This window comes from Anaerobacillus sp. CMMVII (assembly GCF_025377685.1).
Classification (GTDB): Bacteria; Bacillota; Bacilli; order Bacillales; family Anaerobacillaceae; genus Anaerobacillus.
This window is the reverse complement of sequence record NZ_JACEHK010000015.1, coordinates 143,919-157,577: the sequence shown is the minus strand read 5'-3', so window position 1 is coordinate 157,577 and position 13,659 is coordinate 143,919. Positions and strand designations below refer to the sequence as shown.

The window sequence follows — 13,659 nt, the reverse complement described above, 5'->3', positions numbered from 1 at the left end:
ATTCTCCTTTTTAGCCTTGAGCTTTTCGACTTGTAAGCTCTTCGAACTCTTCTAGTAATTGATTACGCTCTAGCGACTTTCGTTTTTTCTCAATCAGTTTTTGTAACTCTTCCTTTTTACTCGCTAAATCCTGCAAGCGCTCTTCGTTAAGACTTAAGCTATGAGCATAAGTTTTCACCCGAATTTTAATTGAACCACTTGGCTTATTTGCATCAATGTCATGCAAAGCAGAATATGGTGTTCCTGCGGTTGATATGATAGAGTCAATCAAACCGTACGTTGGCGCATCATGCCCACATTTAAAGCTGGATAAATCAAGAACTGCTACATGAGGATGGCGAGCTGCAAATTTTGCTGCCCATACCTTTTGAACACTATTTGAACTGAAATTCTCCGGCCAGACGTCGGTGACTTCCAGTGCATAATCAACTTTGCCGCTCTCTAAATCATCTTTAAAGTACTTCCGGAGCCACGCTTCATCCTTAGGTATCGACCGCATGGATAAAATCGGATAACCTAAGACCTGAAACTCATCTAACACACCATGATTTAAGCCAGGGTCTGAATGATATGGTCTGCCTATCATCAAAATTGCCACTCGGTTTTCATCTTCAATCTGCTCTAAGATTTCCTTCCCTTTTTGTTGCATTTCATCATCAAACATTCTCATTGCCTGCCAAGCTTCATCTATGGCAAAATCACTTTCATCTTCTGTTACCTGAAGGAATTCTCGAAACGCTTCATACATTTGCTTCTTCAGTAAGTTAGGTTCAGTAAATGTCACAGCTGGATCAAAATATTGAATATCGCGTTCTTTGAAAAAATCTGTTTCTTTCGTAAACGCAGCTTTAATTACGTTTGGTGCGCCTGCAACAATTGGGCAACTAGCCGAATCAATGACATTTTTTATATGAGCATCAATATGAGTAATACATGGAAAGAACACAGCATGTAATGGTTTTTCCTCTTTATGGTGCTTGAAAAGTAAATTATGAACATGGGCCTGGGCCACTTTTGACGGATAGCATGGGTCAATCGAGCCATACTTCCCACCTGCTTGCCACATTTCTTCACTCGTATTATCACTAAAAACTACATGTTTTTCAGGGATCCCTAATGCTTCAAAATACGTTCGCCAAAACGGCGCTGTTGACCAGATATTTAGTACCTTCGGAATTCCGATCCTTAGTTGTTTCCGATGTTCAATTGCTTCCTTAGACGAACGTTGGAATGGTCTTTGATACGCAACTTTTTTCGTACCTAACCCAAAGAGCATAGACTTCACTTGAACATCGTCAATGATCGTCGTATCTTCAGGCAATGGCTTTGGATCATAAAAATGCTTAAACATTTTTTTCGCTTCATAGTCAACTAAGTTAGGGTAATGTTTTTTTAACTGATTCCGCTCTTTTGTTAAGGCAATTAATGCATCCTTATCTTCGACGGTGCCTTTTTCACAACTAAATCCTGAAATATACCTTGCCGTTTGACCATCTGGGGTTTTCGTATCAATAAATGTCCGACTGCAAAGATTAGGGCAAAAATTACAGCGTGTCGATTCATCATTTCGCGATTCGTATGTCATTCCAATTGCTGAATCCAAGCCTTGGAAGGTTGTAAACCCTTTTCGCTTTACAACACGAATCGTTTCCATAGCAGCCCCAATCGCACCTGCTTCACCTGTATGTGGATGAACGAAAACCTCGGCATCAGGAACGCGTTCTTTAATGTAATCCACTTGTGCTTTCACAGCAGCTAAATTATGCTGCGTTCCACCTTGGAGGACAAACTTCCGTCCAAGCTCTGCCATTCGTGGCACTTGAACAACGTACTGCCAAATATTTTTTGGTAACACAAGGGCTAAACCTGCTAATAACTCTTCTTTTGCATAGCCTTCCTTTTGAAAATTCACACGATCTGAATCTAAAAATACCGCACAACCATATGAGAATTTCGGTGACAAATCTGCTCGAAAAGCTGTATCAGCATATTCTTGAACCGGAATTCCGAATTGATCTGCCATTGCTTGCAATAGCATTCCATTTCCTGCTGAACATTGGTTAGATAAACGGAAATTGCGTATGTCTCCATTCTTCAAAAATAATACTTTAATGTCCTGGCCACCGATATCACAAATCACATCAATATCCCCAAAAAAGTGAACCGCACTCATCATATGCGCAACAGTCTCAACTATATTGACGTCAGCATTTAAGGTTTTTTCCAGTACGTCTGCTGCATACCCTGTCGCACCAAAGCCCATAACTTCAAGATTCGCTCCACTAGCTACCACTTTTTCACGGATCTTTCCTAATAGCTCACGTGTATCTTGTATCGGATTCCCTTTGGATAGTTGGTATTCTTTTAACAAAATATTGCCATCCATATCTACTAGCACAGCCTTCGATGACGTAGAGCCACCATCTAACCCAATAACTGCTTGAATGTTTTGCCCTTCTTTAAATTTGACTGGCGTAAATTTCGGAATGCTATATTGAATTCGAAATTGCTCTAACTCCTCCACATCTTTTACTAGAGGTGCTCCAGCTTTTTCACCTAGTTTCGCTTTTCGCCCATGAGTAATAAATGTTTTTAACGCTTCAATCCCTGTGTAAACACCAACCTCAGCTGGCTCGTGCATGCCATACATAACAGCACCAAACGCAGCATAATATTGAGCGTTTTCCGGGATGAAAATCAACTCTTCAATTGGCACATCCTTTGGATATTGATAGCCTCGCTCCTCCCAACCTTCTGGAATTCGCTTACGCCAGCATTGTTGTAAGAAAGGTAAATATGTATTAGGGCCACCTAGTAAAAGAACTTTGTGTCTTAATGTATTTCCTCTCGTTAGAACTGATAGATTTTGCATGACGATTGCATCTGCAAGAGAGCACATAATTTCGGCAGAAGGAATACTACTCTTCACTAAGTTAACAATATCTGTTTCAGCAAAAACACCACATTTTGCCGCAACGTGATGAAGTTTTGTATCATCAAATTGTAATTTTGCTACCTCAGCTTCTGGCATACCAACCTTAATCATACATTTATCAATTGTCGCCCCAGTACCTGATGCGCACTTGTCATTCATAGAGGTGATCGCTTGTTTGTCCCCAGTTTCTTCGTTTTCTTTAAATATGATAATTTTTGCATCCTGGCCACCTAGTTCGACAACACTTCCTACATCTGGATGTAGTTCTTCTACAGTCATTGTTACAGCGTTAACCTCTTGAACAAACTTGGCTCCTATATGTTCTGCAATTGGGCCACCACCTGAACCCGTAATAAACACACGAATTTTATCTCTATTTATGTACGAGAATTCGTTACCAATTCGGACTAAAAATTCGAGGACCATTTCTGCTTGCTTTGTATGATGACGTTGATAATCTGACCATAATATTTCTTTCGTAGTAGGATTAACTACCGTTGCTTTTACCGTAGTAGAACCTACGTCAATTCCAATAAATATGGAATCAAGTTCCTCATTCTTCACAAAACCACCTCACTATGAAATTATTGCATTTTTAGTATGGTTATATATTTGCAACATATTCATAGTGTAATGCTAAAAATATAGTAAAAAAAATACGCTACTTAACTAAAAGTAACGTACTCTCGCGTTTATTTTTTTTCATCACAATCGAATGCTGAACACCCTTCATGTTCACTACAACTAGCACACTTTCCAGCTTTTGATTTCTTGATAAATCTATAAAGTGACCAACCTGCATATGCAAAGATCATAACCCCAATGATTACATTACCTACCATTTTCTCATCCCCTTTAATATCCTAGCAAACTTCCAACTTGATAAATAAGGAACGATAACAGATAGGCAAGTACTAGAGCATAGACAATCGAGACGATCGTCCATTTCGTTGAAGCTGTCTCTTTCTTTATTGTAGCTACTGTTGCCATACATGGGATGTAAAGCAAAATAAAGGCCATAAAGCTATAGGCAGATAAGGATGTATAATGTGAAGTCATTAATGCTTGTAATGTTTCAACGTCTGGAGCGTAATAAATAATATTCATCGTCGAAACCACGACTTCTTTTGCCATAAAACCTGTCAATAATGCGGCTCCAGCCTGCCAAGTACCAAATCCTAATGGTTCTAAAATGGGTGCTATGACACCACCGATTAACGCGAGAAAACTCTCATCCATGTCCACGTCTACACCACCAGGACCCAGGTATGTTAGTAACCAAATAAAAACTGAACCTGCGAAGATGATCGTTCCTGCTTTTTTCAGAAACCCCTTCCCTTTATCCCAAACGCTTCTCACTAGTGTTCCACCATGCGGAAGACGATATGGTGGAAGTTCTATAACAAAAATAGAGGCTTCATTTTTTAATAGTGTTGTAGAAAAGACTTTTGCCAACAAAAGCGCTAACGCAATTCCTAAAAAATATAGGGAAAAGACAATAAGGGCTTGGTTGTCAGCAAAAAATGCAGCTGCAAACAATGCATACACAGGTAAGCGTGCAGAACACGACATAAGTGGCATTAAGATAATTGTCAGTAAGCGTTCCCGTGGTTGCTCAATTGTTCTAGCTGCCATTACGCCTGGTACATTACACCCAAAGCCGATGATCATCGGTATAAATGCTTTCCCATTCAACCCAATCTTCTCCATAAACCGGTCCATAACTAACGCTACCCTTGCCATATATCCCGAGTCTTCTAAGAATGAAATGAAGATGTACATAATAAAAATTTGGGGAATAAACACGAGTACCCCACCGACACCAGCAATAATTCCATCCACAATTAACGCTTCAATAAAAGGCGATGCATTTATAAGTGCAAGAAACGTAATGATTAAGTCTGTAAACGGCCCTGACAAAAATTCATCTAAAAGGTCTGATAGAGGAAAACCTAACCAATCAAAGGTTAGCATAAAGACAAGAAACATCGTCAGTAGAAAAATAGGAACACCTAAAAAGCGATTTGTCACAACCGTATCAATTTTTTCTGTTAATGTTTTGGAAGTTGATATGTCTTTCTCTTCTACATCTTCTACTATTTTTTGGATAAATTCATTTCTTTTACGATAAATATAATGGTGTAAAAATACCCCTTCTGTTTCCTTTATACTCTTCTCCAATTCTTCGTGTATTTTATCCAATTGCTGTTTTGAAATGAGTGACTGAAGATATGAATATACGTAAGAGTTTCCTTCAAAAAACTGCAAAGCAAGCCAACGCTTTGGAAGGTGGGAATCACCTTTCAGTAAACCATCTACTTCTGTTATTGCTTTCTCAATCAACTGCCCATAATAAAGTTGAAATGGATATGAAGTGTCATAGTCTGAGAGTTTCTCCCCTAACGCTAAGCACCCTTTACCTGTTCGGGCAACAATTGGTATAACTGGTACACTGAGTTTTTTTGCTAATTGAACTATGTTTATTTTCGTCCCATACTGTTCAGCAACATCGGTCATATTTAATCCGACCATTAGTGGTTTCCCAAGTTCAAGTAACTGAATTGTTAGATGTAGGTTACGATGAAGCTGGGACGCATCAACGATATTTAAAACCATAGAATATGTATCATTCACTAAAAAATTAGAAACAACTGCTTCATCCTCTGTTAGAGGATTTAAGGTATACAAGCCAGGTAAATCAATAAGCTCTCCATGTTGCCTTTTTAACTTTCCAATCTTTTTTTCAACAGTTACTCCACTCCAATTGCCCACATAGGCGTAAGATGTAGTAAGCTGATTAAAAAGTGAAGTTTTTCCTGTATTCGGATTTCCAATTAAGGCAACTTTTTTCATCGTGAAGACTCCACTTCTATTCTGGAAAGATCGACTTTTCGAATAGCGATCCTATTACCTTTACACTCAATTAAAATTGGACCACCAAAAGGCATTTTCCTTAGGATATTTACTTCAATTCCCTCAAAAATCCCCAAATCTAATAATCTCCTTTTTATCAGATGATTACTTTTTGATAAATCAGTAATTCTTACTTTTTCCCCTTCATTTACACTAGCTAAGACCATTAGAAGACCCCCAAACAACATTGATAATCATTATCAAAATTAGTCTATATCGTGTGTAGATATCTGTAAATAGGAATAGAAAAAAATTCCTTTTTTGTTCTTAACTACATTTTAATAGTGTAATTGTCAATCACACTAAATTCATAACAAAATAAAAAGGGAACTAACAATGTTAGTTCCCTTTAATGCTCAGACGATTTCCAATTTTATGGCGCGCCCTGAGAGATTCGAACTCCCGACCCTGGCATTAGAAGTGCCATGCTCTATCCAGCTGAGCTAAGAGCGCATGTTGTGATTTCAATGAGGCTTATTCACGATGCTTACGGACGATGTTTCGCTCCGTAGATCCTGTTTCTTCCTCTACTAGTAATGCTTCGTTGTTTTTTGCGTCGAAACAACTCGCTGTGGTTCATTGATGTATCTGCTCGTCGCTGAGCTAAGAGCGCATGTTGTGATTTCAAAAATAAATAAGAGTACCGAGGGCCGGACTTGAACCGGCACGATAGTCACCTACCGCAGGATTTTAAGTCCTGTGTGTCTGCCAATTCCACCACCCCGGCATAACCAAAAAACGGACTTGCTAGTATAAAATTTAAATGGTGGCTCGGGACGGAATCGAACCGCCGACACGAGGATTTTCAGTCCTCTGCTCTACCGACTGAGCTACCGAGCCATTAGTAATTACTAATTCATAAAAGTGGCGGACCCGACCGGGATCGAACCGGCGATCTCCTGCGTGACAGGCAGGCATGTTAACCGCTACACCACGGGTCCAAGAAAATGGCGGAGGAAGAGGGATTCGAACCCCCGCGCGGTTTAACCCGCCTGTCGGTTTTCAAGACCGATCCCTTCAGCCGAACTTGGGTATTCCTCCGTTTGAACACAATTACTATTAACTTTCATGTGAAAAAACAATTAAAAAAATGTCAGTCACAAGAATATATATTATCAGGGTTATTTAGTTTTGTCAACATCTGCTGAAAAAAAGTTTTTTTCAAGAGAATTTGACTACAGGATTTTCATTTGTTTCAAATACTACTCTCCAATATTGATTGAGGAGCTCATCCAACTCTTGACTATGCTTAATCGTAATCTCTGCATTCATCCCAAAATTTTCAGCAGCCTTTATCATATCCTGCCTCTTATTCTCAATATAAAACCTTAAAGAATGTTGTGAACACATTTTACGCACCACCTTAAAGATGACTTATTTCCTTAATTTTACCTTTTTTCAGTAGAAAGTCCTGTGATGAATCTCACAGCTTGTACATTAATTAATATAAAAAAAGCACATAGTGCAATCCATGTGCTTTAATTATAAAATATCTTCTTAGAAACACGTGTTAAAAGTTTGAACATTTTGTGACCAAAGAACTACATTAGTTGGTGATATTAAGTTTCTCCATGACTGAAGCTTTAAGGTTAGCGATGTTTTCCTCACTATTCTTTAATGAATTGCTCGTTGTTCCGAAATAGAACTTTATTTTCGGTTCAGTTCCTGATGGACGGACACAGATCCAAGAGTTTCCTTCTAGAATATATTTTAGAACGTTTGACTTTGGAAGTAAAATATCTTCAACAGTTTCTAGATTTAAATCCTTCCGTTGTTTGGTTAGATAATCTTCTACTGCCACAACTTTCAATCCAGCAAATTCTTGCGGTGGATTTTCTCTAAAAGAAGTAATCATTTGATTCATCTTCTCAATGCCTGTTTTTCCTTTGAGGGTGATCGATTGTAATCCTTCTAGATAAAAACCGTATTTTTCAAAAAGCTCTAACAATCCTTGGTACATTGTTTTATTTTGAGACTTATAGTAAGCTGCAAGTTCTGCTGCTAATAATACTGCTTGTATAGCGTCCTTATCCCTTGCAAAGTCTTTTATTAAGAAACCATAGCTTTCTTCGTATCCAAATAAAAAGGTATTTTCACCTGAGTCTTCAAACTCTCTTATTTTTTCACCAATAAATTTAAAACCTGTTAATGTATCAATTGCCGATAACCCATACGCATTGGCAATAACTCTTCCTAGTTCAGAAGTAACAATTGTCTTTATAACTACCCCATTTTCAGGTAAGATTCCCGCTTTCTTTTGTTGCGAGAGAATGTATTCTACCATTAATGCACCAGTTTGGTTTCCTGTTAGAACAACATATTGTCCTTGATCATCTTTTACAGCTACACCAACTCTATCAGCGTCTGGATCAGTGGCAATTAAAACATCAGCTCCTAGTCTTTCTCCGTACTTAATGGCCATTTCAAAAGCGGCATGTTCTTCTGGATTTGGCGAAGCCACTGTTGAAAATTTACGATCTGGAACTGCTTGCTCTTCAACAATATGGAAATTTGAAAATCCGACAGCTTCAAAGCTACGTTGAACTGGCAAAGTAGCCGTTCCGTGTAAAGGAGTGAAAACAATCTTTACATCATTGCCATATTTACTCACTAGCTCATGATTTACTACTACAGTTTTTAGCTTTTCCACGTAAGCTTCATCAATTTCTTCTTCAACCATAACCAATTGACCAGTAGCTAACAGAGATTGCTTTTCAGCTACTTCAATCAGTAGCTCATTTTCAACCTCATTAACTTTATCAACTAGAAACTGAGCGGCATCTGGTGTTAGTTGAGCACCATCATCCCCATAGACCTTAAAGCCATTATATTCTGGGGGATTGTGACTTGCTGTAATAACAATCCCCGAAAATGCCTGTAGATAACGAACGGCAAATGATAATTCCGGCGTTGGACGTAACTGTTTGAACAAATAGCTCTTTATCCCGTGCTTTCCTAGAGTCAACGCAGATTCTAATGCAAATTCCTGTGACATAAAGCGATTATCGTAAGCAATCGCTACTCCTCTTTCCATCGCTTTTTCACCATGTGCTTTTATGTATTCTGCTAACCCTTCAGCTGCTTTACGAATTGTATAAACATTCATTCTGTTAGTACCAGGACCTATCTCCCCACGCATACCTCCAGTACCAAATTCTAAGTTCTTATAAAAACATTCCTCGATTAACTGGTCATTGCCATTCATTTGTTGCAATTGAGCTTTTAATTCTCCATCAATATCGTTATGGTTTACCCATAATTCGTATGTACTTTTCCAATTCATCGATGAACCCCCTCACGTTTAGTTATTTTTGATACATCCTACATTTTAACAGTAAAATAGATTGAAAATGTCAATTATAGTTCGACATTTTTATTAACATTTCAACATCTAGTTTATTCTTTATTATTCTAAAGTCTTTGTCAAGTGGTCCGAGTAAAAGATCCATGTTTCAATTAAAACCTAGATCTGGGCAAAATTTATTCTTAGCATGTGTTTAATAATCCTATTTTTTGCTTAGCGTAGTCCTCCTTGCCTCTTCACACTTTGCTTGATGAGTGCCTTTATTTAGAGACAAAATGAGCCCCCTATTTTCATTTCAATTGAGGGGACTCGGTTACCATATACATACTAAATGACTTGTCGATTTTTATCTATAAATTCATCAACTGCAACAGTCGCATGTTCAATTTGTTGTTCTACTTTCCATTTATGAGTTTGATATTCTGTATAATTCCAGTTGAAACGTTTCTTCATATAATTTAGCACCGGTTCTTTCCATCTGCGAACCCATTGAATATTAAAGAAGATTGCCCCTGTACGCCGATTAAAAAAATCTACTGGTGTAGATACCATTTCATTTTCAATTCCATAAACTAAAGCTGCAAATACCTCTTTTGAAAGGTCATACCTATTTGCTTTATCTCCGTCAATTTCCATTATCTCAAAAACCCGTTTTACGTTAGTTCCATATCGTTTGCTTAGGTTTAAAGCTTCTTCCTTTGGTAGTCCGAGTCTCATTCCCTCCTTTGTCATTTCTTCTAGGAATTTCGGAAAATTAGCAGCACCACCAAAATCACCACCTGCTAGCCTGATTTTATTCGTTGTACATGGGTTTTGAATGCCAAGATCTTTCCCAACAAAATCAACTATACGTTGAGCCATTTTCCGGTAACCTGTTAATTTTCCACCAGCTATCGAGATTAGCCCGCTTTTAGAGATGAATATTTCATCCTTTCGTGAAATTTCAGAGGAATTTTTTCCTTCTTCGTGAATTAATGGCCGCAACCCACTCCAGCAAGATTCAATATCTTGAGTTGTTAAATTTACGTCAGGAAACATATAATTAACAGCTTCGATAATGTAAGTACGATCAGCTACAGTCATTCTAGGATCAGTAATATCATCTTTATAAAAGGTATCAGTGGTGCCAACATAAGTTTTCCCATCACGAGGAATAGCAAAGCACATCCGCCCATCACACTTTGTGTCGAAATAGACTGACTGCTTTAAGGGAAAACGAGATTGATCGATAACTAGATGGACACCTTTAGTTAAGTATAAATACTTTCCTTTTTTCGAATTGTCTCTTTCACGTAAGGAATCTACCCAAGGACCTGCTGCGTTAACGATCTTTTTCGCCCTAATTTCAGTGACTCCACCAGTAAACTGATCAACAACCTTTACACCTACAACCTTTTTGTTTTCGTAAATAAACCCTTCTGCTTTGGCATAATTAACTGCTAACACTCCTCGTGCAACAGCTTCTTTTATAATTTCGATGGTTAGCCTTGCGTCATCTGTTTTGTATTCTACATATACTCCGGCACCCTTTAACTTATCTTTAAGAAGCAATGGTTCTTTTTCCAAAGCTTTTTGTTTATTTAACATATAACGTCGTTCTGATTTTTTTACTTTCGCTAAAAAATCATAAATCTTTAAACCAAGCGATGTCGTAAATCTTCCAAATGTCCCACCTTTTATTATTGGTAAAAGCATCCACTCTGGAGTTGTCACATGTGGAGCATTTTCATAAACGATGGCTCGTTCTTGCCCTACTTCTGCTACTAGCTTTATCTCTAACTGTTTTAAATACCTTAGTCCGCCATGAACTAGTTTCGTTGATCGACTAGATGTCCCGGCCCCGAAATCTTGCATTTCAATCAATCCTGTTTGAATTCCCCGAACTTGGGCATCAAGAGCGATTCCTGCCCCGGTAATTCCCCCTCCAATAACTAAAAGGTCTAATTCCTGATTTGACATTTGTTGTAAAACACTCGTGCGGTGTAGTCCTGAAAACAGGATTGCCATTTAATAAACCCCCTATTAATTCGCAGAATACGCGAAAAGACCACAACAACTCATTATTTTAAATAGAGTGTTGTGGTCTCTCCAATTCTCCGACCAATTTATTAACTTAAAACCATTATATTATTTTTATTCAAATCTGTTACTACTATTTTTACTAAAGGCTCTTTTCGGAAGGCTGTTTTCGTAAACTTTGTTGCTTTTAGGTCGTAACCAAGCATTCTCTTGGTTACGACCTAAAAGCTAATAGCAACAATCTTTGAGAAAACAGCTTACTTAAAGGCAGTAGTGGCTTCTATTGCCTTTTTCCAGCCTCGATATAACTTTTCTTGATTGGTTGTAGTCATATTTACTTTAAAAGTTCGATCTATTTTCCATTGCTCAGCTATCTCTGTACGATTAGTCCAAAAACCAACAGCTAGCCCCGCTAAATATGCAGCACCTAAAGCTGTGGTTTCATTTATCGTTGGACGCTCAACCGTTACGCCTAAAATATCACTTTGAAATTGCATTAAGAAATTATTTGCTACTGCACCACCATCAACACGAAGTGTTTTTAGTTGTATTCCAGAATCGGCCTCCATAGCAGTAAGGACGTCTTTTGTTTGATAAGCAAGTGATTCTAACGTTGCGCGTACAAAATGTTCTTTCTCCGTACCACGAGTTAAACCAAAAATAGCCCCACGAACCTCACTATCCCAGTATGGTGTTCCAAGTCCTACAAAAGCTGGAACAACGTAAACTCCATCTGTTGACTCAACTCTCGTCGCATACTTCTCACTATCAGCGGCTGATTTAATCATTCTTAGCCCATCCCGCAACCATTGAATTGCAGAGCCTGCCACAAAAATACTTCCTTCTAATGCATACTCGATCTTCCCGTCAATTCCCCAGGCTATCGTGGTTAACAAACCATGTTCAGATTTAACTGCTTTATCCCCCGTATTCATTAGCATAAAGCAGCCGGTTCCATACGTGTTTTTTGCCATACCTTCTGAGTAACAAGCTTGCCCGAATAAAGCTGCTTGCTGATCTCCTGCTGCACCGGAAATAGGTACCTCCTGACCAAAGAAATGAGTACCTAAAGTCGTAGCATAAATCTCAGATGATGGCCGTACTTCTGGTAGCATCACTTTAGGTATCGTAAGCATTTCAAGTAATTCTTCATCCCATTGTAAGTCATAAATATTATAAATTAACGTACGTGAGGCATTTGAGTAATCTGTTATGTGAGCCTTTCCACCAGACAACTTCCAAATGAGCCATGTATCAATCGTACCGAAAAGTAACTCTCCGTTTTCTGCTTTTCTCCTAGCACCTTCTACATTGTCTAATATCCATTTCACTTTGGTCCCAGAAAAATAAGCATCAATTAAAAGACCTGTCTTTGCTCTAACCATTTCCCCAAAGCCTTTTTCTTTTAGCTCCATACAAATGTCTGCAGTTTGTCGCGACTGCCAAACGATAGCATTATAAATAGGATGTCCTGTCTCTTTCTCCCAGACAACAGTTGTTTCCCGTTGATTAGTGATCCCAATGCCAGCTACCTCATTTGCTTTAATTTCAGACTTTGATAAAAGCTCAGCAATTACCGCTAAGATTGAACCCCAGATTTCACTCGCATTATGTTCCACCCAACCTGGATTTGGAAACAATTGTGTAAATTCCTTTTGAGCTGACCCAACAATTTCTCCATTCTTATTAAACAAAATAGCCCTTGTGCTCGTTGTTCCTTGGTCAAGTGAAAGGATATATTTTTTTTCCATAGGAAGCCTCCAATCCCTATATCGAAAAAAAAGATCAAAAACAACATTCTAGAAAACTACTAGAAAATAATTTGTTTCCAATCTCCTATCTCCGATGCAATTATTAACTTATTTTCATTTAATCATCGTCTGGAAACGCTGTCAATCATTAAAGAAGCGTTATCGGACTCAACCCGTTTTTCAATCCCACCACAATTCTGCTCTAGACGTAGTAACCGCAGTAGCACCCGCTCGTAGTGCCTCACCTACCTCATGCTTTTGCCGTATCAAACCGCCAGCAACTATAGGAATACGTGATTTTTCATAAACTTCTTTAATGATGTGGGGCATTACTCCTGGCAATACTTCGATAAAGTCGGGCTGGGTTGTTTCAAGCAGCTTATAGCTTGATTCGAGTGCAATCGAATCAAGCAAAAATAAGCGTTGAATTGAAATTAACTGATGTTTTTTAGCTGTTACCACCACATTTTTTCTTGTTGATATTAGCCCAGCTGGTCGAATATCCTGGCATAGAAATTGTGCTGCATATTCATCATTTCTTAAGCCTTGAACTAAATCGGCATGAAGTAGCACCTTTTTTTCATTGTTCTTTGCTAATTGGATCAAATGTTTCAATTGACCGATATGGCTATTCAACAAAACAATATACGTATAGTCACTTTTCACTAACTTCTCAAGATCTTTGTACCTACGAACTGCCGGCAAAATTCTTTGACCATTGAAAGCCATAATTACAC

9 protein-coding genes and 5 tRNA genes are annotated in these 13,659 nt (G+C 38.3%); all 14 read right to left on the bottom strand.

Annotated elements, in window-relative coordinates; all coding sequences use genetic code 11:
- Nucleotides 1–10 precede the first annotated feature (10 nt).
- Nucleotides 11–3,499, bottom strand: coding sequence for a BadF/BadG/BcrA/BcrD ATPase family protein (locus H1D32_RS18045; protein ID WP_261179645.1), 3,489 nt, complete (start codon nt 3,497–3,499; stop codon nt 11–13).
- A 128-nt stretch (nt 3,500–3,627) separates the two neighbouring features.
- Complete coding sequence (locus tag H1D32_RS18040; protein WP_261179644.1) at nt 3,628–3,777, bottom strand: FeoB-associated Cys-rich membrane protein; 150 nt, start codon at nt 3,775–3,777, stop codon at nt 3,628–3,630.
- Nucleotides 3,778–3,790: 13 nt separating this feature from the next.
- The gene (gene feoB, locus H1D32_RS18035) at nt 3,791–5,788 is read right to left on the bottom strand and encodes a ferrous iron transport protein B (protein ID WP_261179643.1); all 1,998 of its coding nucleotides are present in this window, start codon (nt 5,786–5,788) and stop codon (nt 3,791–3,793) included.
- Entirely contained in the window at nt 5,785–6,015 is a 231-nt protein-coding gene (locus H1D32_RS18030) for a FeoA family protein (RefSeq protein ID WP_261179642.1), read from the bottom strand. Before H1D32_RS18030 ends, feoB begins: the two co-directional genes overlap by 4 nt.
- A gap of 209 nt (nt 6,016–6,224) precedes the next feature.
- Nucleotides 6,225–6,301, bottom strand: a tRNA-Arg gene (locus H1D32_RS18025).
- A 188-nt stretch (nt 6,302–6,489) separates the two neighbouring features.
- Nucleotides 6,490–6,575: transfer RNA gene (locus H1D32_RS18020), tRNA-Leu, on the bottom strand.
- 37 nt (nt 6,576–6,612) lie between these two features.
- Nucleotides 6,613–6,688, bottom strand: a tRNA-Phe gene (locus tag H1D32_RS18015).
- A gap of 25 nt (nt 6,689–6,713) precedes the next feature.
- Nucleotides 6,714–6,789 (bottom strand) — tRNA-Asp (locus H1D32_RS18010).
- A gap of 7 nt (nt 6,790–6,796) precedes the next feature.
- Nucleotides 6,797–6,889: transfer RNA gene (locus tag H1D32_RS18005), tRNA-Ser, on the bottom strand.
- 120 nt (nt 6,890–7,009) lie between these two features.
- Nucleotides 7,010–7,198, bottom strand: coding sequence for an aspartyl-phosphate phosphatase Spo0E family protein (locus H1D32_RS18000; protein ID WP_261179641.1), 189 nt, complete (start codon nt 7,196–7,198; stop codon nt 7,010–7,012).
- A gap of 196 nt (nt 7,199–7,394) precedes the next feature.
- The gene (locus H1D32_RS17995; protein WP_261179640.1) at nt 7,395–9,131 is read right to left on the bottom strand and encodes a phospho-sugar mutase; all 1,737 of its coding nucleotides are present in this window, start codon (nt 9,129–9,131) and stop codon (nt 7,395–7,397) included.
- A gap of 348 nt (nt 9,132–9,479) precedes the next feature.
- On the bottom strand, nt 9,480–11,159 hold the full coding sequence (locus tag H1D32_RS17990; protein WP_261179639.1) for a glycerol-3-phosphate dehydrogenase/oxidase: 1,680 nt from the start codon (nt 11,157–11,159) through the stop codon (nt 9,480–9,482).
- 269 nt (nt 11,160–11,428) lie between these two features.
- A complete protein-coding gene (gene glpK / locus H1D32_RS17985) occupies nt 11,429–12,922 on the bottom strand; it encodes a glycerol kinase GlpK (RefSeq protein WP_261179638.1) in 1,494 nt (497 codons plus the stop codon).
- 180 nt (nt 12,923–13,102) lie between these two features.
- A complete protein-coding gene (locus H1D32_RS17980; RefSeq protein WP_261179637.1) occupies nt 13,103–13,651 on the bottom strand; it encodes a glycerol-3-phosphate responsive antiterminator in 549 nt (182 codons plus the stop codon).
- Nucleotides 13,652–13,659 lie beyond the last annotated feature (8 nt).

Coding starts and splice junctions, on each gene's coding strand:
- H1D32_RS18040 (WP_261179644.1), bottom strand. CDS start 3,777: ATGGTAGGTAATGTAATCATTGGGGTTATGATCTTTGCATATGCAGGT.
- feoB (WP_261179643.1), bottom strand. CDS start 5,788: ATGAAAAAAGTTGCCTTAATTGGAAATCCGAATACAGGAAAAACTTCA.
- H1D32_RS18030 (WP_261179642.1), bottom strand. CDS start 6,015: ATGGTCTTAGCTAGTGTAAATGAAGGGGAAAAAGTAAGAATTACTGAT.
- H1D32_RS18000 (WP_261179641.1), bottom strand. CDS start 7,198: ATGTGTTCACAACATTCTTTAAGGTTTTATATTGAGAATAAGAGGCAG.
- H1D32_RS17995 (WP_261179640.1), bottom strand. CDS start 9,131: ATGAATTGGAAAAGTACATACGAATTATGGGTAAACCATAACGATATT.
- H1D32_RS17990 (WP_261179639.1), bottom strand. CDS start 11,159: ATGGCAATCCTGTTTTCAGGACTACACCGCACGAGTGTTTTACAACAA.
- glpK (WP_261179638.1), bottom strand. CDS start 12,922: ATGGAAAAAAAATATATCCTTTCACTTGACCAAGGAACAACGAGCACA.
- H1D32_RS17980 (WP_261179637.1), bottom strand. CDS start 13,651: ATGGCTTTCAATGGTCAAAGAATTTTGCCGGCAGTTCGTAGGTACAAA.